Origin of the sequence: Saccharopolyspora sp. ASAGF58 (genome assembly GCF_012277335.1) — a bacterium.
Lineage (GTDB): Bacteria > Actinomycetota > Actinomycetes > Mycobacteriales > Pseudonocardiaceae > Saccharopolyspora > Saccharopolyspora hattusasensis.
In genome coordinates this window covers 1,626,204-1,649,810 of record NZ_CP040605.1, presented here as the reverse complement: position 1 = coordinate 1,649,810, position 23,607 = coordinate 1,626,204, and the positions used below count along the sequence as shown (strand labels likewise).

The 23,607-nt window shown below is 68.7% G+C and carries 28 protein-coding genes; 14 read left to right on the top strand and 14 right to left on the bottom strand.

What is annotated here, in order from left to right; translation table 11 throughout:
- The first annotated feature begins 300 nt into the window (after window positions 1–300).
- Together FDZ84_RS07485 and glpD are read left to right on the top strand one after the other, a co-directional pair.
- The gene (locus FDZ84_RS07485; protein ID WP_210435466.1) at window positions 301–1,128 is read left to right on the top strand and encodes a DeoR/GlpR family DNA-binding transcription regulator; all 828 of its coding nucleotides are present in this window, start codon (window positions 301–303) and stop codon (window positions 1,126–1,128) included.
- A complete protein-coding gene (gene glpD, locus FDZ84_RS07480) occupies window positions 1,128–2,963 on the top strand; it encodes a glycerol-3-phosphate dehydrogenase (RefSeq protein WP_246869136.1) in 1,836 nt (611 codons plus the stop codon). Before FDZ84_RS07485 ends, glpD begins: the two co-directional genes overlap by 1 nt.
- A gap of 88 nt (window positions 2,964–3,051) precedes the next feature.
- Here glpD and FDZ84_RS07475 read toward each other — a convergent pair whose 3' ends face one another.
- The 6 genes from FDZ84_RS07475 to FDZ84_RS07450 form a co-directional block, all read right to left on the bottom strand.
- Complete coding sequence (locus tag FDZ84_RS07475; protein WP_168585299.1) at window positions 3,052–3,849, bottom strand: ESX secretion-associated protein EspG; 798 nt, start codon at window positions 3,847–3,849, stop codon at window positions 3,052–3,054.
- Window positions 3,846–4,694, bottom strand: a complete 849-nt coding sequence (locus FDZ84_RS07470; protein WP_168585298.1) for a PPE domain-containing protein — start codon at window positions 4,692–4,694, stop codon at window positions 3,846–3,848. Before FDZ84_RS07470 ends, FDZ84_RS07475 begins: the two co-directional genes overlap by 4 nt.
- 5 nt (window positions 4,695–4,699) lie before the next feature.
- Window positions 4,700–5,074 (bottom strand): hypothetical protein, encoded by a 375-nt coding sequence (locus FDZ84_RS07465; RefSeq protein WP_168585297.1) that lies wholly within the window; start codon window positions 5,072–5,074, stop codon window positions 4,700–4,702.
- A 322-nt stretch (window positions 5,075–5,396) separates the two neighbouring features.
- Window positions 5,397–6,053 carry a DUF3558 domain-containing protein gene (locus FDZ84_RS07460; RefSeq protein WP_168585296.1) on the bottom strand — a complete coding sequence of 219 codons (657 nt, stop codon included), beginning with the start codon at window positions 6,051–6,053 and terminating at the stop codon, window positions 5,397–5,399.
- Window positions 6,054–6,099: 46 nt separating this feature from the next.
- Window positions 6,100–6,477 (bottom strand): DUF1707 domain-containing protein, encoded by a 378-nt coding sequence (locus tag FDZ84_RS07455; protein ID WP_223839932.1) that lies wholly within the window; start codon window positions 6,475–6,477, stop codon window positions 6,100–6,102.
- A 131-nt stretch (window positions 6,478–6,608) separates the two neighbouring features.
- Window positions 6,609–6,776, bottom strand: a complete 168-nt coding sequence (locus FDZ84_RS07450) for a DUF397 domain-containing protein (protein WP_168589876.1) — start codon at window positions 6,774–6,776, stop codon at window positions 6,609–6,611.
- A gap of 339 nt (window positions 6,777–7,115) precedes the next feature.
- Here FDZ84_RS07450 and dnaE point away from each other — a divergent pair, with 339 nt between their 5' ends.
- Entirely contained in the window at window positions 7,116–10,712 is a 3,597-nt protein-coding gene (dnaE, locus tag FDZ84_RS07445; RefSeq protein WP_210435465.1) for a DNA polymerase III subunit alpha, read from the top strand.
- A gap of 433 nt (window positions 10,713–11,145) precedes the next feature.
- Here the strand turns inward: dnaE and FDZ84_RS07440 are convergent, their stop codons facing one another.
- The 4 genes from FDZ84_RS07440 to FDZ84_RS07425 are packed head-to-tail and all read right to left on the bottom strand — an operon-like array spanning window position 11,146 to window position 12,942.
- Window positions 11,146–11,334, bottom strand: coding sequence for a DUF397 domain-containing protein (locus FDZ84_RS07440; protein ID WP_371812806.1), 189 nt, complete (start codon window positions 11,332–11,334; stop codon window positions 11,146–11,148).
- A gap of 2 nt (window positions 11,335–11,336) precedes the next feature.
- The gene (locus tag FDZ84_RS07435; protein WP_168585295.1) at window positions 11,337–12,200 is read right to left on the bottom strand and encodes a helix-turn-helix transcriptional regulator; all 864 of its coding nucleotides are present in this window, start codon (window positions 12,198–12,200) and stop codon (window positions 11,337–11,339) included.
- Between the two features lie 17 nt (window positions 12,201–12,217).
- Entirely contained in the window at window positions 12,218–12,736 is a 519-nt protein-coding gene (locus FDZ84_RS07430) for a DUF6879 family protein (RefSeq protein ID WP_168585294.1), read from the bottom strand.
- Window positions 12,736–12,942, bottom strand: a complete 207-nt coding sequence (locus FDZ84_RS07425) for a hypothetical protein (protein ID WP_168585293.1) — start codon at window positions 12,940–12,942, stop codon at window positions 12,736–12,738. Before FDZ84_RS07425 ends, FDZ84_RS07430 begins: the two co-directional genes overlap by 1 nt.
- A 177-nt stretch (window positions 12,943–13,119) precedes the next feature.
- Between FDZ84_RS07425 and FDZ84_RS07420 the strand changes: the two genes are divergently transcribed.
- From FDZ84_RS07420 to FDZ84_RS07410, 3 genes are read left to right on the top strand one after another with little or no spacing between them, the layout of a single operon-like run.
- Window positions 13,120–13,380, top strand: a complete 261-nt coding sequence (locus FDZ84_RS07420) for a zinc finger protein (RefSeq protein WP_246868859.1) — start codon at window positions 13,120–13,122, stop codon at window positions 13,378–13,380.
- A complete protein-coding gene (locus FDZ84_RS07415) occupies window positions 13,377–13,586 on the top strand; it encodes a hypothetical protein (protein WP_168585291.1) in 210 nt (69 codons plus the stop codon). Before FDZ84_RS07420 ends, FDZ84_RS07415 begins: the two co-directional genes overlap by 4 nt.
- The gene (locus FDZ84_RS07410; protein WP_168585290.1) at window positions 13,583–13,927 is read left to right on the top strand and encodes a hypothetical protein; all 345 of its coding nucleotides are present in this window, start codon (window positions 13,583–13,585) and stop codon (window positions 13,925–13,927) included. The genes FDZ84_RS07415 and FDZ84_RS07410 overlap by 4 nt, the downstream gene beginning before the upstream one ends.
- Before the next feature lie 613 nt (window positions 13,928–14,540).
- Here the strand turns inward: FDZ84_RS07410 and FDZ84_RS07405 are convergent.
- The 3 genes from FDZ84_RS07405 to FDZ84_RS40540 form a co-directional block, all read right to left on the bottom strand.
- Entirely contained in the window at window positions 14,541–15,176 is a 636-nt protein-coding gene (locus FDZ84_RS07405; protein ID WP_168585289.1) for a nucleoside triphosphate pyrophosphatase, read from the bottom strand.
- A gap of 113 nt (window positions 15,177–15,289) precedes the next feature.
- Complete coding sequence (locus tag FDZ84_RS40545; protein WP_371812805.1) at window positions 15,290–15,499, bottom strand: hypothetical protein; 210 nt, start codon at window positions 15,497–15,499, stop codon at window positions 15,290–15,292.
- Window positions 15,490–15,630: a CocE/NonD family hydrolase gene (locus FDZ84_RS40540; protein WP_371812804.1), complete on the bottom strand. Its 141-nt coding sequence runs from the start codon at window positions 15,628–15,630 to the stop codon at window positions 15,490–15,492. Before FDZ84_RS40540 ends, FDZ84_RS40545 begins: the two co-directional genes overlap by 10 nt.
- A gap of 349 nt (window positions 15,631–15,979) precedes the next feature.
- Here FDZ84_RS40540 and FDZ84_RS07395 point away from each other — a divergent pair, with 349 nt between their 5' ends.
- The 4 genes from FDZ84_RS07395 to FDZ84_RS07380 all read left to right on the top strand — a co-directional run bounded on the left by FDZ84_RS07395 (window position 15,980) and on the right by FDZ84_RS07380 (window position 19,024).
- On the top strand, window positions 15,980–16,813 hold the full coding sequence (locus FDZ84_RS07395; RefSeq protein ID WP_210435464.1) for a biotin--[acetyl-CoA-carboxylase] ligase: 834 nt from the start codon (window positions 15,980–15,982) through the stop codon (window positions 16,811–16,813).
- A 74-nt stretch (window positions 16,814–16,887) separates the two neighbouring features.
- Window positions 16,888–17,409, top strand: a complete 522-nt coding sequence (locus tag FDZ84_RS07390; RefSeq protein ID WP_168585287.1) for a PH domain-containing protein — start codon at window positions 16,888–16,890, stop codon at window positions 17,407–17,409.
- Window positions 17,409–18,374 (top strand): hydroxymethylglutaryl-CoA lyase, encoded by a 966-nt coding sequence (locus FDZ84_RS07385; RefSeq protein ID WP_168585286.1) that lies wholly within the window; start codon window positions 17,409–17,411, stop codon window positions 18,372–18,374. The genes FDZ84_RS07390 and FDZ84_RS07385 overlap by 1 nt, the downstream gene beginning before the upstream one ends.
- Window positions 18,371–19,024 carry an adenosylcobinamide amidohydrolase gene (locus FDZ84_RS07380; protein ID WP_168585285.1) on the top strand — a complete coding sequence of 218 codons (654 nt, stop codon included), beginning with the start codon at window positions 18,371–18,373 and terminating at the stop codon, window positions 19,022–19,024. Before FDZ84_RS07385 ends, FDZ84_RS07380 begins: the two co-directional genes overlap by 4 nt.
- A gap of 253 nt (window positions 19,025–19,277) precedes the next feature.
- Here the strand turns inward: FDZ84_RS07380 and FDZ84_RS37670 are convergent, their stop codons facing one another.
- The gene (locus FDZ84_RS37670; RefSeq protein WP_210435463.1) at window positions 19,278–19,463 is read right to left on the bottom strand and encodes a hypothetical protein; all 186 of its coding nucleotides are present in this window, start codon (window positions 19,461–19,463) and stop codon (window positions 19,278–19,280) included.
- Between the two features lie 278 nt (window positions 19,464–19,741).
- On the opposite strand from FDZ84_RS37670, the gene FDZ84_RS07370 reads away from it, so the two are divergent.
- Genes FDZ84_RS07370 through FDZ84_RS07355 form a run of 4 tightly spaced genes read left to right on the top strand, consistent with a single transcriptional unit; the run spans window position 19,742 to window position 23,307 of the window.
- Complete coding sequence (locus tag FDZ84_RS07370; protein ID WP_168585284.1) at window positions 19,742–20,206, top strand: YbaB/EbfC family nucleoid-associated protein; 465 nt, start codon at window positions 19,742–19,744, stop codon at window positions 20,204–20,206.
- A 2-nt stretch (window positions 20,207–20,208) separates the two neighbouring features.
- The gene (locus tag FDZ84_RS07365) at window positions 20,209–20,529 is read left to right on the top strand and encodes a WXG100 family type VII secretion target (protein ID WP_246868858.1); all 321 of its coding nucleotides are present in this window, start codon (window positions 20,209–20,211) and stop codon (window positions 20,527–20,529) included.
- A gap of 7 nt (window positions 20,530–20,536) precedes the next feature.
- On the top strand, window positions 20,537–23,005 hold the full coding sequence (locus FDZ84_RS07360; RefSeq protein ID WP_168585282.1) for a glycohydrolase toxin TNT-related protein: 2,469 nt from the start codon (window positions 20,537–20,539) through the stop codon (window positions 23,003–23,005).
- Window positions 23,002–23,307: a hypothetical protein gene (locus FDZ84_RS07355; RefSeq protein WP_168585281.1), complete on the top strand. Its 306-nt coding sequence runs from the start codon at window positions 23,002–23,004 to the stop codon at window positions 23,305–23,307. Before FDZ84_RS07360 ends, FDZ84_RS07355 begins: the two co-directional genes overlap by 4 nt.
- Window positions 23,308–23,607: the final 300 nt, after the last annotated feature.

Here is a 23,607-nt window from a genome sequence, read left to right as displayed (position 1 = left end):
TCGGCTGGTAGTAGCGGAGCCCGACCCGTGATCGATGATCTCGATCAGCGGGTGGCGCGGGGCCGGTGAGCAGCCCGCGGTGCGGGGCTTACCCCAGGCATCGACGCGCACGGCGGGTCACACTAAACTTGCGAAAACAAACGTCGCAAGATGGCCCTGATGATGTTTTTATCAGATTAGATGGTGACGCTGGATCGGCTTCGGGCTGCGCCGGACCGCGCGGGGCCGTCCCAGGCGCGATGACCAGGGGTTTCGCGACGACCAGGATTTCGCGATGACCAGGGATTTGAGGTGGACGAGATGTCCGGTCGACGCCCGTCGGGGAAGCAGCAGGACCGGCGGCGCAAGATCACCGATCTGGTCATGGCGGAAGGCACCATGCGGATCGACGATCTCGTCGAGACCGTCGGGGTCAGCGCGATGACGGTGTACCGGGATCTCGCCGACCTCGAATCGCAGGGGCTGGTGCACCGCAACCGCGGCTACGTTTCGGCGGCTTCTTCGCTGCTTTACGAGGCCGCGTCGGAATACCGGTTGCAGCAGAACACCGCGGAGAAAGAAGAAATCGCCCGGGCCGCGGCGGAACTGATCGAGCCGGGGCAGGCGCTGGTGCTCGACGATTCGACGACCGGCGTGTACCTGGCCCGGCTGCTGCCGGAACGCGCGCCGTCGACCGTCGTCACCAATCACCGCGGGGTGTTCGGCGAACTCGCCGGGGTTCCGGGCATCAGCCTGATCTGCGTGGGCGGCGACTACCTGCCGTGGGCCGACGCGTTCGTCGGCGGGATGGCCCTGGACGCGTTGCGGAACCTGCGCGTCGACCTGGCGATCATGTCGGTCTCCGCCGTGACCGACGGGATCTGCTGCTACCCGCAGCAGGAAATGGTGCAGATCAAGAAGGCCATGCTGGCCTCGGCGCGGCGGCGGGTGCTCTACGTCGACCACACCAAGTTCCGCCGGCGAGCGCTGCACGCGGTCGCTCCGGTCGAGGACTTCGACGTCGTGATTGTGGATTCGCAGACGACGCGCGCCGATATCGAGGCCCTGCGCGACCGCGGCGCGCGGGTCGAGCAGGCAGGAAATGCGCGGAGTGCCGAACCGGGCACGAAGGGTGCAGGTCGGGCATGATGTCCACCGCAGTCCGGACTGGCGCCGAGTCCGGGTTCCGCGTCGGCGGGGTGGTTAGCGGTGGGACGCGATTCGAGCGAGGAGGACGCCTGGTGTCCAAGGACAAAATCGAAACCGAGAACCGGTTGAAGGGCACGTTGGGGCCCGCCGAGCGGGCGGAGAACTGGCGGCGGCTCGGTTCGGACGAGTTCGACATCGTCGTGATCGGCGGCGGCGTGGTCGGTGCGGGTGCGGCGCTGGACGCGGCCACCCGCGGGCTGCGGGTGGCGCTGGTGGAGGCCCGCGACCTGGCGGCAGGTACTTCCAGCCGCTCCAGCAAGCTGTTCCACGGCGGACTCCGCTACCTGGAGCAATTGGAGTTCTCGCTGGTCCGCGAGGCCCTCCGGGAACGCGAGCTGATGCTCACCCGGATCGCGCCGCACCTCGTGAAGCCGGTCCCGTTCCTGTACCCGCTGACCCACCGGTTCTGGGAGCGCCCCTACACCGCCGCGGGCATGTTCCTCTACGACACGATGGGCGGCGCCCGGTCCGTGCCGGGGCAGAAGCACCTCACGCGCGCTGGCGCGCTGCGGATGGTGCCGGCGCTGAAGCGCAACGCGATGATCGGCGGCATCCGTTACTACGACGCCCAGGCCGACGACGCGCGGCACACCATGATGGTAGGCCGCACCGCCGCCCGCTACGGCGCCGTGATCACGACGTCCACGCAGGTCACCGGTTTCCTGCGGGAGGCCGACCGGATCGCCGGGGTCCGGGTGCGCGACGTGGAGTCCGGCGAAGAGGTCGAGGTCCGCGCGCAGGCCGTGATCAACGCGACCGGGGTGTGGACCGACGAGCTGCAGAAGCTCTCCGGCGGGCGCGGGCGTTTCCGGGTCCGGTCCAGCAAGGGCGTGCACATCGTGGTGCCCCGCGACCGCATCGTGGCCGAGTCGGGCATCATCCTGCGCACCGAGAAGTCGGTGCTGTTCGTCATCCCGTGGGGCAACCACTGGATCGTCGGCACCACCGACACCGACTGGCACTTCGACCTGGCGCACCCGGCGGCCACCAAGAAGGACATCGACTACCTGCTGGAGCACGTCAACTCGGTGTTGGCGACGCCGCTGACCCACAACGACATCGAAGGCGTTTACGCGGGGCTGCGGCCGCTGCTGGCCGGGGAGAGCGAGGAAACTTCGAAGCTGTCCCGGGAACACGCGGTCGCGCGGGTCGCGCCCGGGCTGGTGGCGATCGCCGGCGGCAAGTACACGACGTACCGGGTCATGGCGGCCGACGCCGTGACCGCCGTCGCGCCGGACATCACCGGACGGATGGCGTCGTCGATCACCGACCGGGTGCCGCTGCTCGGCGCCGACGGATACCACGCGCTGATCAACCAGGCCGACCAGTTGGCCGCCGCGCACGGGTTGCACCCGTACCGCATCCGGCACCTGCTGGACCGCTACGGCTCGGAGATCCACGACGTGCTCGCCCTCGGCGACGGGCGGCCCGAGCTGCTCAAGCCGATCCCGGCTGCGCCGAACTACCTGCAGGCCGAGGTTGTCTACGCGTGCAGCCACGAAGGCGCGCTGCACCTGGAGGACGTGCTGACCCGGCGCACCCGGATCTCCATCGAGTACGCGCACCGCGGCGTGGAATGCGCCGAACCGGTCGCGCGGTTGATGGCCGAGGCGCTCGGCTGGGACGACGCGCGCGTGGCCCGCGAGGTCGAGGTGTACGCCAAGCGGGTCGAGGCGGAGCGGGATTCGCAGACACAGCCCGACGACCAGGCGGCCGACGCGAAGCGCTCGGCGGCCCCGGAGGCGCGGGAGCGCATCGTCGAACCGGTGGTGTAGGCATCTTCGGCTCTGCGGCGCGGTCGGTGGCCCCAACAGGCACCGGCCGCGCTTTTCCTCGCGGTGAAAACGTAAAGCAGGTCGTGGATCACGGTTCTGCGGTCACCTCGGCGAGCAGCTCCTCGAGGTGCCCGATCAGGCGTCGGGTGTCGACCGGTGCGACGGTGCTCCACACGTCGCCGGATGGCGACTCCCGCCGCAGCTGAGCGTACCGGCCGTGCGCGGTGTCGAAGAAGCCGATGACCCGATCGGCTCGGACGCGGCGACCGACCCGGTCGCGGGCGGCAGTGCCGAACTGCCCGCGCGCGTCGACCCCGGCGGCCATGCTCATCAGGATCTCGGCGTCGTCCGGGCGGATTCCCCGGCGTTGCAACGCACTTTGCAGCTGCTCGACGTTGTCGCCCGCATCCGCGGCGGCGCCGTCGAGATCGCCGCTGCGCACCGACACCGAACGGCCGGGGCCAGGCCGGAGCCTCGGCAGCACCGAAACCGCTTCTCGCGGCAGCCCGCTCGCCGCTGCTGGCCGCAGGCCGAAGGTGTCCCCGTCCTTCACGGCCAGCACCGCGTGCTCGGATTCGGCATCGGAGGCCGCGAGCACCCGAACGCTGCGCCGCAACCAGATCCGCCCGTCGACCTCGCGGCCGGGGCGGGCCAGCAGCCGCAGCATCCATTCGAGTTCCGGATCGAGCCCGGTCGGACGGCCTAGTTCGCGGGCGCCCAGCGATCGCCACGCCGATTCCACCAGCTTCGCGCGTTCGCTGTGGGTGCGTCCGGGTGATGGGACCTTGAGTACCAGCGGCATGGTCTCCAATCCGAGGTGCTCGATGAGCACGTCGAACTCCAGTGCCGACAGGTGGAGCTGGCGCCCGGTGCCGGTGACCGTCATTGTCCGGGCTCGCCGCCGATCACCGGGCGGGACAACGTCTGCGGCTCGTCGAAGAACCCGCCTTGGCGGCCGACCTTTTCGGTCACCTTCTGGTCCACCGGGTCGTCGCGGTCCTTGCGCGCCCACTTGTCCGCAGAGCGCCCGTCACCGCCGCGCGTCGATCCGCCGGCACCCGGCGGCCCCGGTCGCTGCTCGGGGACTCGCACGGAATGCGTCGTCGGCGTCGAGGGAACTCGTGCCGCGGGCACCGAAGTGGCGCCCCAGCTGATGGTCACGTACTGCTGCCTGCCGGAGCCGCCGCTGATCGGGGCGTCGACCACCACCTGCGGCGGCTGGGTGAACGACGCCAGCGACGTGGTGTTGTCCTTCGTTGAAGCCTCGTACGTGCGCATCACGTCGAAGGCTCGCTGTTCGGCGGCGTGCTGCTTGGCTTCCTGCAGCTCGTAGTCGGTCTGCCCGCCGAAGAGGTGCGTGAGCAGCGTTTCCGAGGTGCTCGGTTCCTCGGTGGTGATCTGCACCGGAGGCGGCATGTCCTGGCGGGCCTTGCTGATGAACTCCGCCTGCTGTTCGGCCCGTTCCCGCATCACGCTGGTGGCCTGCTGAGCCTGGGCCGCCCAGTCGCCCAGCGGGCGCAGCCCGTCGTGGGCGCTGTCCGCCGCGATGCCCTGCCAACCGGCCATCGCCGACGACACGGCAGCGGCCAGCCCGGCGTCGATATCGCTCAGCGCGCGGGTGAGTTCGCCCCACCGCCGGACGCTGTCGATCGAGCCGTCCGGCCCGGGGCCCTCGTTGATCTGCGCGAACAGCTCGGGGTGGCGGTATCCCTGCCAACGGTGATCGCTCATCGGGATCAGCAACCCCCGCCGATTCCCGCAGCGCTGTCGTCGTCGATCCGTTCGTACTGCCGGCTGGCGAGCCGCAGCGACTCGGCGGCCGCCTGCAGCTGGTCGCGGTAACCGCACAGCGCGCTCAGCGCGTCGTCGTCGCCGCCGACGGAGCGCCGGTTGAACTTCTCGGCCGCGTCGGCGCTGATCGGATCGCCGGCCCAGGGCCGGATGCGCAGTTCGGTGATGGCGTGCTCGATCTGCAGGCCGACCGCATCCAGCGATTCCTGCAGCGCGTTCACCAGCCTCGGAATGGAGGCGGGCTCGACTTGCACCGAGCCCCCCGACGTTCCGGGCAGGGCTTCGGTCGAGCTGTCGCCCCACGGAGCAGTGAGCGGCACGTTTTCCCCTCCCACAGGTAAGGGCCCAGGTGACGGGTGCGGGCCCCTTGTGCCTGAACGCCCGGGCGGTGCAGGGCGGTGTGGCCCTGGCCGGGTGTTCGCGGGCATCCGGCGAATGCCGGGACCCGAGCGCTCAAGGTACTAAACGTCCGCCGAACACTGTAGTCAGCAATCATCACGCTGGGGAGTGCTCCATACGCGGTCAGTATCACTCTGGTGGTTGCTCAGTGTGAACGACAGAGGTCCGGAGCAGCGTCCAGTGTCACTCCGTGGAGTCAATTACGGCGGAATTATTGATCCGAGCGGGTCATGCGGTCGTGTGCTACTGCGGCTTGGTCCGGGGAGCGGACGGTTTCGTCGAGGACGTTTCCGGTGCGGCCAGGCTCGCCAGCGCGGCTTCGGCGACCCGCTGGGCCCCGGCGCACAGCTGATTGACCGGCGGTGGCGGCTGGCCCCCGTCGTCCCGGTAGAGGACGTCGAGGTGCTGGCCTTCGGCGACGTCCACCGCGACGTTGCAGGACAGGTCCAGTCCCGGCGTCTTGATCACCAGCGCCGGGAAGCCGCCGATCACCACGGGCGAGGCCTCCACCTGCGCGGTGTCGTCGGTCCACACCCCCATGCTCTCGGTGGTGATCAACGCCAACCTGGCGCCCACCTTCGCCGTGGTGTTGCGGTAGCTGCAGGTGGCCGCGTCGCCGAAGCCCACCTCGGAGCCGGGCAGCGGCGCCCGGTCGAAACCGAGCTGGTGGCGCTGGTCGGCGGTGAGCAGCCGGCACGGGTCCACCCCGTCGAGGGCGAGCTCGAAGGGCCGCGGCGGCAGCGGCGGCGGAGCGCTCGTCGTGGGCAGTGGCGGCGGCAGTGAGGCCGCGGTGTCCGATGTTCGCTCCGCCTGCCATAGGCCACACCCGGTGAGGGTGAGTGTGCCGACGGCGAGCAGTGCGCTCAGCCGTCCCGCCCCGGTGATCCGCGAGCTGTGCATGACCTCACCGTAACGAAACGTGGTCGATTGTGACGGTCGGCGTCGATCAGCGGCGCCAGGAGAGCCAGAGGACGGCAATCAGCGGGATCAGCAGGATCGGGGCCAATTGCCGGGCGACCACGACCAGGAAGATGACCATGATCGCCGCGCAGATGGCCAGGACGATCTTCCCGGCGGCCGGGGGCATCGCCGTTCGGGCGGCGGGAGTCTGCTGCGGCGGGGAGCTCGGCCACGGCTCGGGCAGGTCCTCGAACAGCGCGTTCAGTTCGGAGCGGAACCGGGCGGTCGCGACCTGCTGGCAGCGCTCGTCGTACTCGTGGACGTCGAGGCGCCCGGCGGAGAAGTGTTCGCCGAGCAGCCGCATCGCGCTCTCCCGCTCGGGATCGCCGATCCGGAGGTCCTTGCCCCGTCGACCGTTTTCCACACCCCCATCCTACGTTCGGCGGACCTCCGATCGGGGGCCTCACCACCAGGTTCCGGGGTTCGTGAACCGTTCGCCAACAATGCGGGAATCCGGTGTTCAACGCCGTTGAACACCGGATTCCCGGCGTCGGGTCAGACGTCTGCGTTCACGGCGGCGACGAACGCCGCCGACTGGCCAGCAGTCGTGGTGAAGCACCCGGCGGCGCGGTTCTTCGTGTCGCGCACCGCTGCGCCATCACCGATGCGGCCGACCTCGGCACAATCGCCCTCTCGAACCCCGGCGCGGCTCTGGTCGCGGATTCAGGACCGGTCGACGGGCCGTTCCACCGTTCACGCAACGTGTAAAAACGTTCCGCGAGCCGACACCGGTGCCCACGTTGGCCAGCGCCCGTCCGGCGCTGGTCTTCCCGTGGTGGCGATACCCGCCGCCAGCACAGTGCTGGTCTTACGTGGTTTTTCATGGGCTGTCACGACGCAACTCGCCGGCCACCCACCGGCCAGCTCTAACCGCCGAAGGCTCGGTGTAGCTGGGGTAGCAACACGGTCCCGATGCTGCCTGGTTACACCGAGTGGGACGACTAGAGTTGTGGGACCTCTGCCCGCCCCCGCCCCCTATCTGATCTTTCCGGAGATGGCCGCGTGTCTGATCGGTTCGTTCACCTGCACGTGCACACCGAGTTCTCGATGCTCGACGGTGCAGCCAAGCACGACGCGCTGTTCGCCGAGGTCGCTCGGCTCGAACAGCCCGCGGTGGCAATGACCGACCACGGCAACATGTTCGGCGCGCACAGCTTCTACACGAACGCCAAGAAGAGCGGGATCAAGCCGATCATCGGCATCGAGGCCTATCTCGCTCCGGAGAGCCGTTTCCACAAGAAGCCGGTGTTCTGGGGTGAGCGGGCTCGCACCGGGAAACGGGAGCTCGACGAGTACGGCGAGAGCGGCGACGTGTCGGGCGCGGGTGCCTACACCCACATGACCATGCTCGCCCAGAACTCGACCGGGCTGCGCAATCTGTTCAAGCTGTCGTCGCTGGCGTCCATGCAGGGCTTTTTCCGCAAGCCACGCATGGACAGGGAACTGCTCGCCGATCACTCCGAGGGGATCATCGCGACGAGCGGGTGCTTGGCCGGTGAGATCCTGACACGGCTTCGGCTCGGCCAGAAGCAAGAGGCCTTGCAGGCCGCCTCGGACTACAAGGACATCTTCGGCGCGGACCGCTTCTTCATCGAGGTCATGGACCACGGTATCCAGATGGAGCGCAACATCCGTGGCGAGCTGCTGGACATTGCCAAGCAGCTCGAACTGCGCACGGTGGCGACCAACGACAGCCACTACGTGACCGCGGATCAGGCCGGGCACCATGACGCGCTGCTGTGTTTGCAGACTCGGTCGATGCTGGCCGACACCGAGCGGTTCAAATTCAACGGTGACGGCTACCACATCAAGTCGTCGGCCGAGATGCGCGAATACTGGGACACCGAGGTGCCCGGCGCGGCGGACAGCACGCTGCTGATCGCCGACATGGTCGAGGGCTACGACGACGTGTTCGCGGCGACCAACCGCATGCCACAGGCCAAGATCAAGCCCGGTCGTACCGACGTCGAGGTGCTGCGCGACGAGGTCGAGGAGCTCATCCCAACCCGGTTCCCTGGCGACAGCTTCACCCAGGAGTACCGCGACCAGCTGGAGTGGGAACTCAAGGTCATCACGGAGAAGGGCTACAGCTCGTACTTCCTGGTTGTCGGCGACATGATCCGGTGGGCGAAGAACAACGGGATCAGGGTCGGGCCGGGTCGTGGCTCGGCGGCCGGTGCGCTGCTGTCGTATGTGCTGCACATCATCGACATCGACCCGTTGCAGCACGGGCTGCTGTTCGAGCGGTTCCTCAACCCCGAACGTGACTCGCCGCCGGACATCGACATCGACTTCGACGAGCGTCAGCGCGAACGAGTCATCCAGTATGCCAAGGAAAAGTACGGTACCGAGTACTTCGCGAAGGTCATCACCTACGGCACGATTAAGACCAAGGCGGCGTTCAAGGACGCTGCTCGCGTGCACCTCGGTCAGCCCGGTTTCCAGCTCGCCGACCAGTTCAGCAAGGCGCTACCGGCGCCGATCGCGGCGAAGGACATCCCGTTGTCCGGGATCGTCGACCCGCAACACGAGCGCTACGCAGAGGCCACCGAGGTCCGCAGCCTGATCGAGAACGATCAGCAGATCGGCAAAATCTTCGACACCGCCCGTGGCCTTGAGGGACTGATCCGCAACGCCGGTGTGCACGCGTGTGCGCACATCATTTCCCGTGAACCACTGCTCGATGTGCTGCCGCTGTGGAAGCGGGACGACGGCGAGATCATCACCGGGTGGGACGGTCCGCAGTGTGAGGCGGTCGGCCTACTCAAGATCGATATTCTCGGGCTGGTCAACATGACCACCATCGACGACACCGTGCGGATGGTGAAGACCAACCACGGCACGGAGATCGAACCGCTTGAGATCCCGCTCGACGATCCCAAGACGTACGAGATGTTGGGCTGCGGCGACAGCTTGGGTGTGTTCCAGCTTGAAGGCGGGGGCATGCAGAGCTTGCTGAAACGCTTGCAGCCCACCGAGTTCCCGGATGTCGTGGCAGTCAACGCGCTGTACCGGCCGGGCCCGATGGACGTCAACGCGCACCTCGACTACGCCGACCGCAAGAACGGCAAGAAGCCCGTCGAGCCGATCCACCCCGAACTCGACGAACCGCTAAAGGACATTCTCGGCGAGACCTACGGCCTGATCGTCTACCAAGAGCAGATCATGGCCATCGCCCAGAAAGTCGCCGGATACACGCTCGGTCAAGCGGACTTGCTGAGGCGTGCGATGGGTAAGAAGAAGAAAGAGGTGATGGACGAGCAGTTCGCCCGCTTCGAGGCCGGCATGCGCGAGCGCGGCTACTCGAAGGAAGCCATCGACCAGCTGTGGGCGACGGTGCTGCCCTTCGCCGGGTACGCGTTCAACAAGTCCCACGCCGCCGCCTACGGCCTGGTGACGTACTGGACCGCCTACCTCAAGGCGCACTACCCGGCCGAGTACATGGCCGCGCTGCTCACCGCCAACGCCAACAACAAGGACAAGACCGCCGTCTACCTGTCCGAGTGCCGCCGGATGAGCATCCGCGTGCTGCCGCCGGACGTGAACGAATCCGTCGTCGAGCACACCGCGATCGAGGGCCGGATCCGGTTCGGGATGGGCGCGATCCGCAACGTCGGGTCGAACGTGGTCGAGTCGATCGTCAAGACCCGTAAGGACAAGGGGCGCTACAGCTCGTTCACCGATTTCCTCGACAAGGCCGAGATCACCGCGTGCAACAAGCGGGTCCTGGAATCCCTGATCAAGGCCGGTGCGTTCGACTCGCTCGGGCAGACCCGGATGGCGCTGGTCCAGCACCACGAGGCCGCGGTTGACGCCGTGATCGGTCTCAAGCGGCAAGAGGCAATGGGGCAGTTCGACCTGTTCGGCACTGCCGACGACACCGCACCCGCCGATGACACCTCACCGCTCGCGCATCTGAAATTCACCGACGAGGAATGGCCGCGTAAGCAGCTACTCGCCTACGAGCGGGAAATGCTCGGCCTGTATGTCTCGGCGCACCCGTTGGACGGTGCCGAGCGGTTGCTGGCGCCGTACCAGGACACCAGCATTGCCGCGCTCGTCGGCGGTGAACGTGAACCCGGCGGCTACGGCAAGGATAAGGACCAGCCCAAGATCGCAGGGATGATCTCGGGCATTCAGCGGCGCATCAACAAGAATGGGAAGCCGTGGGCGATTGTCACGCTGGAGGACTTCGACGCCAGCGTGGAGGTTCTGTTCTTTCCGCAGTCCTACGAGATGTTCTCCGATTGCCTGATCGAGGACAACGCGCTGGCGGTCAAGGGTCGGGTGAACGAGCGCGAGGGCGAGATCAGCGTGTTCGCCTCGGACGCTGTGCCGATCGACATCGCTGCGGCCGAGCACGCGCCCGGCTCTGAACCGCCGTTGGTGCTGCGGGCCGACACCAAGAAACTCAGCAGCGACACGATCGCCGAGCTCCGCAACACGCTGGGCACCTACCGCGGCGCGACCCCGGTGCACATCCACTTGGGAAAGACACGGCTCGAACTGCCCGCGTGGCCGGTCAAGGTCTGCACCGAGCTCGTGTCCGAGCTCAAGTCCGTGCGCGGCATCGCGATCGAACGCGTGGGAGCGGCGTGACGAAAGAGCCGGAAGTCGAGCGGACACCACAGTGACGGTGCGTGCGCCTCGGGTCGCCGATCCTGGCTGCGGTCACCGTGCCCGTGCACGAACGTCAGGTTACCCAAGTTGAGGGGTCGTGAGTACGTAACCGTGCTAGAGCCCTGCTGCGCACTCACGACTCGCACGTCTGTCCGGTGGCCGACCCGGTAGCTCCCATTAGGCCTTGACCAGGTTGCTGGCGTCGTCGAGCAGCGGGGTGCTCGGCTTGGCCAGCACCTCGTCGTCGAGCAGGCCCTCGCTGCGGGCCACCACGACCGGGACGACGAGCTGGGGACATTTTTCTTAGACCCTGTACCGGTCACATTGGATCTCCTCGAAGCGCTAACCCCAGAGGAAATGCCAGCGCCCGCCCGGTACCAGGACTACCGGGCGGGCGCTTCTTTGTTGTGGGTCAGGCGTCGAACTTGCCGCCCTTGATCGCGGCGACGAACGACGACCAGCGCTCGTTGGTGAAACTGAGCAGGCCACCGTCGCGGTCCTTTGTGTCGCGCACGCCGGTCATGTTGGGTGCGGTGCCGACCTCGACGCACTGTTCGGGGTTGTGCAGGCTCTTGGTGGACTTGCGCCAGTTGGTGAACACGGTCAGTCCTTCGTCGTCGGTGGATCGGGTAGCTGGGCGATTTCGGTGGAGATCTGCACGAGCAGACGCCGCGCGTTGTCGCCTTCGACCGCGGCCTGCCACAGGCTGTCAGCGAGTCGGTTGTAAAGGGCGACGTCGTCGGGATCGTCGGTGTTGATCTCAGTGTTGACGGTCTCGACGAACACGGTGTCGCCGATGATCCAAAACCCGCTTGCCGGGATGTGCGGCCACCGGGTGTTGAGCGGAATGATGCCGAACCGGACGGTCGCCAGCCCGCACAACGCGATCAAGCGATCGATCTGCGCCACCATCGTTTGCGGCGGGCAGGCGAAGTACCGCAGGGCCGATTCAGCGATGAGCAGTTCGACGTGCTTGGCCGAGTCGTAGAGAGCATGCTGGCGTTCCAGACGAACCTGCACAGCTGCGTCAGTGTCGTTCGGCACCTGCTGCAACGCGGCGGCCGAGCTGAGCACGTGGCGAGCGTAGTCAGCGGTCTGGACGAGACCAGGCACGACTACGAGTTCGAACGCACGGATCGTGCTTGCTTCGGCCTCGATACCGCGGCTGTGCTCTTGCCGTCGCCGGTGCCCGGTCCGCAGCTGCCGTTTCCAGTTGGAGGATTCCAGCCGGATCGTCCGCAACTCGTCGCGGAGCTCGGTCGCCGCCGGTTCTGGAACCTTGGTGAGCCGCACCCAGGTCAGCAGATCGGCGTCGGTCGCGAGCTGCTTGCCGTTCTCGATCTTGGAGATCTTGGACGGCTGCCAACCGGCGGCGCTGGCGAACTCCCTGCCGGAGTAGCCGGCGCTTTCCCGGAGTTCGCGCAGTCGATCGCCGAATTCGAGCTTGTGCCGTTCGGGTGTGCTCACAGGTTCATCTCGTCGGGTCAGGGTGTCAGGACCGTCTCAAAGGGTGCCGCATGACTCCACGCGATCCCGCGCCACCTCCTGTGCCTTGCCACCGTGTCGGCGTCGTCGACGAGTTCGGCGGCGATCATGCCGTGCCTGTCGAAGTGCATGATCGCGACCAACTCGTCGTCGAACAACCAGAAATCGTGATCGGGTAGGTTGTACTCGGCTGCGGCGGCGGTCGACATGACGCGGATGTCCTCGCCCGCGGCAGCGTTGTCCGGTGCCGCGAACATCTCGAACCGTAGGTAGTCGGTCAGTGGCTCGGTGAGCACCCGCACCCGCTCGAAGCGCCGCCCCGCTGCGGTTGCCTGCCGGACGTTGGCCAGCCATTCCGTCGTGAAAGACATGTCGGGCGTTTCGCTTGCGAGGAACTGCCGGAACGCTTCCGCCTCGTGCGGCTCCCGGTATTCGGGCTGGCATTCCCAGCGCCAGGCCGAGCGCGTGAAGGTCTCAAACAGCCGCCCGAAGTCCTCGCCTCGTACGAGCCGGGTCATCACGTGTCCTTCGGCGCGAACGACAGCAGCTCGGCGGGAATCTCAACGGCGGTTTCCGTCTCCGGCATCCCCCGGTCGTAGAGCGCCGCAAGAGCTTCTGGGTCGTCGATCTTGTAGCCCTGCACGACGTAGGTGCCCCGGTCCGTGGCGTACAGATTCGGGCACGAGCCGTTGATGCTGGTAGTCCCCAAGAACGTGAGCTTCATAGCCCCTCCAGATCGTCGAAACACCGAGCATCCTGCAAGCAACTTCAGCAATCGTCAATGTCCAGCCGGGCACTTAACCCCGCTCGGCGTAGCGTAGCTACCCCGGATGGGCGTAGTTGCTCTGAAATTTCTCGAATTGCTTGTATTATTGCTCGGGTGGGCGTCACAGTCATCGCCATGACCAGCATTGGCGCGACGTACCGGCCGCACCCCTTTCATTGGGTTCCAGCCGCCGGGCAGCGGCACGCGAGCGCTGACGAGCACCCGCCAGCCGCGTCGATCTACCCGGACGGCACCAAGGTCACGACGCTGTGCGAGCGGACCGTCAAGGCCGCGACCGGCGACATGGCCTGGCTGTGGGAGACGTGCCCGGACTGCAACGCGGCGGCGCACGTGCTCGCCCAATGCCCGATGCCGCCGGCGGTGTGTGCGCGGTGAGCGCCGAGCACGCCCACATCGGGCGCATGATCCGCGCAACGGTGTTGATGCTCGGGTACGCCGCCGACGACGTTGAGCGCGGCCGGTGGAGCGACGACGAAATCCGGCGACTCGGCGACCAGCTCGCGACGGTTGCCGCTGCACTGCGCGGTGAAGGGAAGACGCCGGAACCACTTGTGATCGACGGCGAGAGGACAGTCCGATGATCGCCGCGTTGGTCGCAAGCGGTCTGCTCGGCGTTGGCGGGCTCGCGCTGTGGGCGACGTTCTACTACGCCCCGGCACAGCACGCCGGTAGCGGTGAAGGTGCGCTGACGGTTGCCTATCTGGTCGCGCGGGTGGAGGCCGAGACGCGCGGACATGGCCGGCACCAGCTGCGCGAGCCGCGCACCGTGCAGATGCGCGGCGATCTGGCCGATGCGCTCGCCGTCGAGGAAACCCGGCACCTGCCACTAATCGAGTCTGGTTTGCCGGTCGATGACCGGGAAGCGATGGCGCGGCACCCCGGAATGCTGCGGCGGCTGCTCGCCGCGTTGCAAAGCCTGTAGACCCGGTGGGAATGCCGCTGCCGATCCCGGCCGGTGTTCCCACCGCAACCACGTACGGCCCCCCGACGTCGTCTGACCATTCACCCCAGCTCCCCGGCGCGGAACGGCCGACCGACCCGACATGGCGGCCGTGGTGGGGTCGACGAGCGGCAGTGCGCCGCAACCGGCCCCACCGCGCCGGGGGTACCCCGGCAGATGATTACAGACAGGGAGAGGATCACTACGATGCTGTACACGTGCCCCACCTGCAACGGCAACGGGACTGTCAGCCAGAAACAGCAGTCTCGACGCAAGGGCGAAGGGGAAGAGGTCGTCGAGGTGGACTGCCGGACCTGTGATGGCTCTGGCCAGCTCGAAAGCCCACCCGCCTAGGAGGTAGCCATGCCCGATAGCGCCGCCGAAGGTTCGACGTGCCGGGGCTGCGGGGGCACCGGCCGTGTTCAGGTGCCACGCCAGTTTATGTCGTTGCAGACGGGTGCGGTGTCGACCGTGATGGCGCCCGCTCGGTGCCCGCACTGCCGCGAAACCCCCGGCCGCCAACGCGACTACGGCCCACCCGCGTGATGAGGTAACCGAATTGTGTTCGTATTCACTTGGGTGGCGGGAACCGGAGTCACTCGGTGTTCGGTGAGCTCCACAGCGTCACGACGCTGACGCCGACCTCGGCGAGGAGTTTGCGGGTCAGCGGCAGGCTGATCCCGAGCACGCTGGACGGGTCGCCGTCCACGCCTTCGATGAACCAGCCGCCGAAGCCTTCGAGCGTGAAACCGCCTGCCACGTGCAGCGGTTCGCCGGTCTCCAGGTAGGCGTCGAGCTCGGCCTCGGTCGGCTCGCCGAACCGCACGGTGGTGCTCAGGTGCCCCTGGGCGCGCGCGCTGATCTCGCCGTCCTGGAGTCGGACGATGGCGTGCCCGGTCAGCAGTTCCCCGCTGCTCCCGGCATTCTGCGCCCATCGCTTCGCAGCGGCCTCGCGGGTTCCCGGCTTGCCGACGATCTCCCCGTGCGCCATGAGCAGCATCGAATCGCAGCCGACGATCACCGCGTTCGGTTCGGCTGCGGCGATGTCGGCGACCACGGCTTCTGCCTTCGCTTGAGCGAGCGCGCTGACCAGTTCGGCCGGGCTGGGATCGGGCAAGGCCGCTGCCACTGCGTCCTCGTCGACGCCGGAGACCTGGACCAGCGGTTCGATCCCGGCGGAGCGCAGCACGGAAAGGCGGGCGGACGAAGCGGAAGCAAGCACGAAGCGCACACGTCGATGCTAGTGCTTGCAGTTGCCGACGCGGCTGCGGTTCCGCCGCTGGAGGCGGAGTCCACCGAACGCGAGCGGCGAACCCGGGTCGAGGTGCCAGCTCACGACCTCTTCTAGTTCCGGGGCGGGTCTTTCGGCGGCTGAGGATGCTCCGGACAGAAATGTCCCACGCTCGCGGTCACCCGCTCGGCGTTCGGCACGTAGGCCCGCTCGGTCCACAGTGGAGTCACGTCGCCGTTGGCCGGGGCGCAGTCGGTCAGCTCCTGCTTGACCGGGCCGCAATCCGGGCGGCCACCCTCCTCGACGCTCTGGGTCAGGCCCACCGGTCGAACCCGCACGACACGCCGTCGGAGCGGTAGTAGTCGTACCAGGAGCTGATCGCGACGATCGCGACGATGGTGCGCAGGCCCCCGACGCCGTTGGCGATCGTGCCGTCGTAGGACTTGCCGATCATGCCGACGTCCCCGGTCGACCGGCCGGCGTAGACCGCGCTCCCGCCGGCCGGCGCGTCGAACCCGGACGCGTGGCCTCATGTCAGTCAAGGGAAGTGATCGTTCTCCGCCCGGAACGAGACAGGAAGATCACTGGCAGCGTCGCCCATGGTGATCAGGCACTGGGCGAGTGGCCTCGACGATCTCGGAATCCAGGTCGGATCGATCCGCCGGTGCGAACTGCAGGATCATCTCGCAGCCGCGCACGATGGCTCGCAGCGGCACGGACGAATCAATCGAACCCAATTCGGCCTCCTAATAGCGGCGACCATCGTCCCAAGACCGCGGGATTCAGCCGCGGCATAGGCTGGGGTGGTGGGTGTTCCGGTTTTGCTGGATGGCGAGCGGTTGCGCGCTCGGTTGGTCGACGGCGGTCCTTTTGCCGCGCTCGACGTGGTGACCACCACCGGGTCGACGAACACCGATCTGGTGGCCGCCGCCGGGCGGGGTGCCGCCGACCGGACCGTGCTGATCGCCGAGGAGCAGCATGCCGGGCGCGGGCGGATGCAGCGGCAGTGGGCGTCGCATCGCGGGCATGGCCTGTTCCTGAGCGTGTTGCTGCGGCCGAAGGTGCCGCAGGCCGCGATCGCCTGGTTGCCGCTGATCGCCGGGGTCGCGTTGGCCGAGACCGTCGACCGCGCGACCGGGGTCCCCGCCACGCTGAAGTGGCCCAACGACCTGCTGCTCGGCGACGGCGGCGAGTGGTCGAAAGGTGCCGGGATCCTGGCCGAGGCCGTGGCCGGTCCGGACGGCATGGCGATCGTGCTCGGCATGGGGATCAACGTGTTCCAGCAGCGCGAAGACCTGCCGCGAGGCGCCGGCGGCCTGCCCGCGACGTCGTTGGCGGCCGAGGGCGCCGAGGTCGATCGCGAGGAGTTCGCGGTGGCGTTGCTCACGTCGTTCGCCGAGGTCGACGACCGGTGGCGGGGCGCGGCCGGGGACGTGGTGGCCAGCGGTCTGCTGGACCGCTACCGGCGGCTGTGCAGCACCCTCGGGCAGCAGGTGCGCGTCGAACTCGGCGCGGATGACCAGCTGCGCGGCGTCGCGACCGACATCGACGAGACCGGTCGGCTCGTCGTCCGCTCCGCCGACGGCGGCACCACCGCGGTGTCCGCGGGAGACGTGGTGCATCTGCGACGGGCTTGACCGATGTCCGCGTAATCGGACGAGCCCAGCCGGTAACGTGATCGGCAACCGGCGAAGAGGCTGAGGAGGACCCGGTGACCTACCCAGACGGCCTGCTCGGCGCGGACGAGCACGTGGTCGTGCACAAGCACCCGCACTGGAAGATGCTGATCGTTCCGGTGCTGGTGCTGTTCCTGGTCGTCGGCGGCGGATCCTACCTGGCGGCGCTGGCCGCGCCCACCTCCTGGCACCTGCCCGCCTGGATCGGCCTGGGTGTCGTCGGGGCGGTCCTGATCATCTGGTTCACGCTCGCCCCGCTGGTGCGCTGGCGCACCACGCACTTCGTGGTGACCACGCACCGGCTGATGGTGCGCGAGGGCGTGTTCACCCGCACCGGTATCGACATCCCGATGTCCCGCATCAACTCCGTGCGGTTCCGGCACGGACTGCTGGACCGCATACTCGGCTGCGGCACCCTCGTCGTCGAATCCGCTTCGGACGAGCCGTTGGAGTTCGACGACATCCCGCAGGTGGAGCGGGTGCACACCTTGCTGTACCGCGAGGTCAACGACGACCCGCGGGACGACTGGGGCTACCGCACCAGGGAGGACGACTGATGGGGCCGCGTGAACTTGGGCTGCCGATGCAAATGGCCTCGCCGGAGCCGGGCGAGCTCCCGACCGAGGTGACGATCTGGGAGGTCGGGGCCCGCGACGGGCTGCAGAACGAGAAGGAAGTCGTCCCGGTCGAGGTCAAGCTGGAGTTCCTGCAGCGGATGGCCGACGCCGGGCTGGGCGTGCTGGAGGCCACCAGCTTCGTCCGCCCGGAGTGGGTGCCGCAACTGGCGGACGCCGCCGAGCTGCTGGCGGGGCTGCAGCGGGCGCCGGGGGTGCGCTACCCCGTGCTGGTGCCGAACGCTCGGGGCCTGGACCGGGCACTGGAATCGGGTGTTCGCGACATTGCGATCTTCGCCGCGGCGACCGAGACGTTCACCCAGCGCAACCTTAACCGCAGCCTGGACGAGCAGTTCGCGATGTTCGACCCGGTGGTGCAGCGCGCGGTCGGCGAAGGGCTGGCCGTGCGCGGCTACGTTTCAATGTGCTTCGGCGACCCGTGGGAGGGCGCCGTGCCGGTCGAGCAGGTCGTTTCGGTGGGCAAGCGGCTGCTGGAGATGGGTTGCTGGCAGCTGTCGCTCGGCGACACCATCGGCGTCGCGACTCCCGGGCACGTCGAGGCCCTGGTTCGCGCGTTCGTCGCGGCCGGGGTCAGGGTGGACCGGCTGGCGGTGCACTTCCACGACACCTACGGGCAGGCGCTCGCCAATACCTACGCGGCGCTCCGACTCGGCGTGTCCACAGTGGACTCTTCGGCGGGTGGGCTCGGCGGCTGCCCGTACGCGAAGTCGGCCACCGGCAACCTGGCCACCGAGGACCTGGTGTGGATGCTCGACGGGCTGGGCCTCAAGCACGGCGTCGACCTCGGGAAGCTCGTGGAGACCAGCGTGTGGATGGCCGAGCGGCTCGGCCGACCTAGCCCGTCCCGCGTGGTCAAGGCCCTGGGAACCGCCGCTTCAGGTTCGTGAGCGCGCCGACCGCGGCGCTGCACACGCTGCACGGTCGGCCGCTGCTGGCCTGGCGCTGCGCCCGGCAGTGGCTGGCGATCTCGTCGGCCACCCACGGCGGCGGGATCGGCCCGCGATCGTGGGTGCTGAACGCAACGGTAGTGACCGACTACGACCATCCCGATCCGGCGGCCCACGTCGCCGAAATGGCCGATGAGCTCGGGTTGTCCGGCGGCGGCGTCGGGTTGCTCACCGCGGTCGACGTGCGCCACGAGGTGACCTCGGTCGACGGCGGTGTGCAGGCGAGCGTGACAACCGGCGTCAGCCACCCCATCTGGGCCGCGGCGCGCGAACCGGCGGCGCAGGCCTGGACGCCGGGCACGATCAACGCGGTGTGCTGGTCCCCGGTACGGCTCAGCGAGGCGGCGCTGGTAAACGCGGTCGCGACGGTTACCGAGGCCAAGGCGCAAGCCCTGGTGGAGTCGGGTGTCGCGGGCACCGGCACGGTCACGGACGCGACGGTGGTCCTCTGCCCGCTGGACGGCGAAGCCGAGCCCTACGGCGGCCCGCGCTCCCGCGTCGGCGCCGGGCTGGCGCGCACGGTGCACGCGGCGGTCACCGCAGGCCTGCGTGTCCAGCACCCGCGCCGCCGCGAAGATCCGGACCGGTAACCACCCGGGAGTACCTGCGGGCGCTATAGAACGTGTGCGGGAACTCGTTGTGCCGCGGCGGTACGCCTGGCGTCACTGGTGTGGAACGAACGGCCTGTTCACGTCGGTAGGTGGCGCGAATGATCCGTTCGCTCACACACATCACGGGCTTTGCCCTGGATAGTTCGGGGTCCCCCGGCCCCGTTAGGGCGTGTTAAGAGCCTCGGCGCTTCAGAGACACGACAGCCTCGATAGCGCCTAAAGCGCTCGCGGCTCATGAACAGCTGAAACGCTCAGCGCGGCTCCCGGGTGCTGAACAGCGCGACGAAGGTGAAGCGCATGACTCGCTCTTCGCCGCGATCTGCTCGGCGAACGCCAGCATCTCCGCCCGGTCGACCTCCACGTCGCCCAGGTCGAAAACCCGCCCCGGCGCGAGGTCTTCGTACGCGATCATGCCCATCGTCTCATCGTCGCAGCGGTTTTCCCGGTCCGCGCTGAGAGGGTGTTCACAGGCTGTACTCGGTGATTCCGGGTCGGATCGGACAATCCGGTTCTGCTGGTCGGCCGGGCGAAAAATCCCCCGACCGGCATGGAACCATCAGCGCAGCGGCGTGCGTCCAAGTCGCGACGTGCAGTCTGCGGTCACCGGCCGCGGACGACCGCTTTGCCGTTGCCGACCGGACGCCGGGCGCCGCGCGCCCGCGACGGAGCCACCAGCGAACAGGGAGGGGAGCGGCCGTGTCGACCGACCACCGTGCCCAGGTAGCGGAGCTGATGGCGGACTACCGGCGCAGTCGGGAACGGCTCGCCGAGACGCACCACGACTTGTCCTCGATCGCCGAGACCGCTCGCTCCGAGGACGGCAGCGTGCAGGTCGTGGTCGGGCCGCAGGGCGTGCTGCGCGAGGTGGTCCTCTCCGGCGACGTCTACGAGCGGCAGCGCCCGGCGCAGCTCGCCGCGACCATCGTGCAGCTGACAGCGGCGGCGGCGCAGGCGGCGTCCCGCCGGGCGGCCGACGTGCTCGCCGAGGTGCTGCCTGCCGGGACTGATCCGGAGCTGCTGCTCGGCGGACGCGCCGACGGCGCGTCTGATTCGGCGCCGCGCAACGAATCGCGGCGCATCGACGACAATGTCGATGACGATGACGATGACTTCTCGGATGCGAGCTGGTTGCGGCAGGGCCCGGCGGAACGGAAGTGGTGACGATGAGCGGCTTCCGAAGTGATCTCGGGCAGCTGACCAAGCATGCCGGGGAGTTCGGCGGCCTCGCCGGGCAGGCGCGGCGGATCGCCGACACCCTCCGCGAGGCGCTCGACGTCGCCGGTGACTGCTGGGGCGGCGACGAAATCGGCGCGAGCTTCGCCCGCACCCATTGCGGGCGCGCCGGCCAGGCGCTGGACGACCTCGGTGCGATGTCCGGGCGGCTGCACGACATGGGCGAGAAGTTCGCCGCGACCGTCGCCACGACCGGGCAGGCCGACGCCGGCAACGCCGACGTGCTCGGCCGACTAGCCGGGCGGGGGTGACCGGCGCATGGGCATCGAACTTCCCGCCGAACTCAAGGATGTCGCGGCGCGGACTGGCGCGAAGTGGCCGGAAGCCGACGAGGACAAGATGCGGGAGTCGGCGTCGGCGTGGCGGGACGCGGCGAAGTCGATCGAGGCGCTCACCAGTGCCGCCGACAGCACTGCGCAGGGCGCGCTCGGTGCGTTCGACGGCGAGGCCGCCCAGGCGGCGCGCCGGGACTGGGACAAGTTGGTCGCCGACGACGGGGTGCTGCCGTCATCGGCCAAGCAGTGCCGAGCCGCTGCGGACCGCCTGGACCACGCGGCCGAGCAGGTCGGCGCGGCGAAAGTTCAGCTGGTGCGGGAACTGGTGGTGCTGGCGAAGCAGACCGACGCGGCCGAACAGGCGGCTGCCGCCGGGCATCCGCAGGCGCTGGCCGCGCTGGACTCGGCGCTGAACGGCGCGGCGGCGAACGTGGCGCAGGTCCACAACACGCTGACGTCGGCGGTGGACCTGGACAGCGGCGTGCTGGTGGAACCGCACGGCCCGCAAGGCCTGTTGTCCGCCGACGGTGACGCCCTGGGCGCAGCATCGTCCACAGTGGATGCGGCTGTGACTCACGGGGCCGATGCCGTGTCCGGGGCGGCCGGTGCGGTTGGCGAGACTGCGCATGGAGCTGTCGACGGCGTTGGACGGGTCGCCAGCGAGACCGCTGACGGTGTTGGACGGGTCGCCAGCGAGACCGTTGGTGGCGCTGCGGAAGGCATTGGCCGGGCCGCGCACGAGACCGTTGGTGGCGCTGCGGGGGGCGTCGGCCGGGCCGCGCATGACACTGTTGGGGACGTCGGGGGCGCGGTCGAAGGTGTCGGTCGATCTGCGCACGGAACAGTTGGGGGTGTCGCAGCAGGTGCGCACGGCGCTGTCGAAGAAGTTGCACGAACCGCAGGTCCCTGGCAGGGCGATGCCGAGCACACCGGCCCGGTCAAGGTCGATCCCGGCGGCTGGGCCCCAGGCCTCGCCGACGCGCACACCGGCCCGATCCCGGTGATCGGCGACTCCGCCCGCTCGGGCTGGACGCCCGAGGGCGGCGACCCCGCCTCCAGCACAGCGCCGCACGCGGTGCACTCCGCCTGGGCTTCGCCGCAGGCTCCGCAGCCGCCGCTGGCGGGCGCGGCCGCGCCGTCGCAGGGCTTCGGTCCGCCGCCTCCGGCGGCTCAGGGCGGCCACTTCGTGGCGCAGCCCGGTGCGCCGGGGGCTCCGCCGGTGTCGGCTGCTCCGCCTCCGGCGGCCGCAGCGCGCCCACCGATGCCGCCGGTCGCTCCGCGCGGCCCGATCGCCTTCGGCTCTCCCGGCTCGCAGGCACCTCAAGCGCCGCAGCCTCAAACGCACAAGCCCCAGGCGCCGCAGCCTCAAACGCACCAGCCCCAGACGCACCAGCCGATGCAGCGCGCTCCGTTGCGTCCGCTTCCGGCTCCGGCGCAGCCGCCCGCTCCGGTGGTGCCGGACGCGCCGCAGCGCCCGTTGCGGCAGGGCAGCCGCAACGCGGATGTGGTCGCGTTCGTGCTGCACCAGTTCCCGATCGGCTACATGCCCGTCGCGGCGAGCAGGGCGAGCAGGCAACTGCCGGTGCCGGAGGCGGTCGAGGAGGACCGGCCCGGATTGAGCTTCCCGCCGCAGGACCACCCACAGTCGCACTTGGTGGACGACAGCGATGCGCTGGAGCGCGCGCGGTCGGCCGAGGTTTATGCGGCAGCGCAGCGCGATCGGGCCGAGCGGAGCGAGCCCGAGCAGCTGCCTGCGGAGCTCACCGAGGGCCATGAGCCGCTCGGCGAGCTCAGCGAGCCGGAGTGGGAGCGCCGGTTCTTGGCACGCGTCGGCGAGCGGAGCGAGTACGCGTGGCCGCCGGCGGCGGAGTTCCCGGAGGGCGGCGTGGAACCGGCGGAGCCGGTGGTGTTGGAGCCGGACACGGTGCTCGACTGCCTGGGCAGCGGCGACGGCCGCATTTTGTTCGCCGCTGCAACGCCTTTCGCGCAGCGGTCGTTGCCCGCTGCGTATGACGAGCGCGACTACCGGCGGTATCGGGTCATGCGCCCGCTGCCGGTGTGGCAGGCCGTTGCCGCGCCGTGGTTCGCGCAGCCCGGTGGCGGCAAGCGCTACCGCGCGACCTATTCGCTGATCGATCTCGTCGGGCTCGGTTACCTGGTGGAGCTGACCAAGGCGCGGGAGGTCGCCGAGGCGGCGACCCTGCGCATCGCCCGCGAGGATGTGTCAGACGGAGGGGCGGTGGTTTCGACCGTCGATTCTCCGCGCGAGGAGGCGACCTCGGAGGATGACGGGAAGACCGCCGTGGCTTCGACCGAGCGGATCACCAGGGACGATGTCGAGGTCAAGGCGGCCGAAGCCGGCGTGGCGTCGAAGCTGCGGATCGCGCGCGATGAGGCGGACGACGGTCCGGCGACAACTGATGGCGCGACGGCGCAGGAGGCCGCGAAGTGAACACCGAATCCGTGCTCGGCTGGCTCGTGGCGATGGGCGTCCCGGAAGACCTGGTGTCCGTGGGGGCCGAGGCCGACGACGCCTGGTGCCTGGTGCGCGATGAGGTCGACGGCGCCCCGGCCTGGGAGGTCTTCTGGCGCGAGCAGGGGAATCGCTACGACTGGGCGCGGTTCACGAGCGAGCAGGTGGCGTGTTTCTACCTGTTCGGCAGGCTCACCTGGACCCAGGCGTTGCGCGGGGCCGTCGGCCCGGTCGACGTCACCAGCACGCCGGCGAAGGGCACCGTTGCACATCGCGCGTGAGCCGGAGGTTTCGCGGTTTCCGCAGTTCCTGGCCTGGTTGTGGGCTCACGACCGGCTTCGGTGCGCATCCGTATCAAGCTGTGATCGCATCTGAGTAGTGCTACCGATGCTGGTGCGCCGGAGGGCGTGCAGACTTCAGGACCATGTCGCAACAACAGCCCGGCGAAGCACTGCAACTGGTCGCAGGTGAGTTGCACGCCATCGGCCAGCGGCTGACGTACCTGGGCAACATGGTGCAAGCCCAGCTGCAGGCGCCACAACAGCGCCCGCACCAGCAACAGGCTGCAACGCAGCAGTATC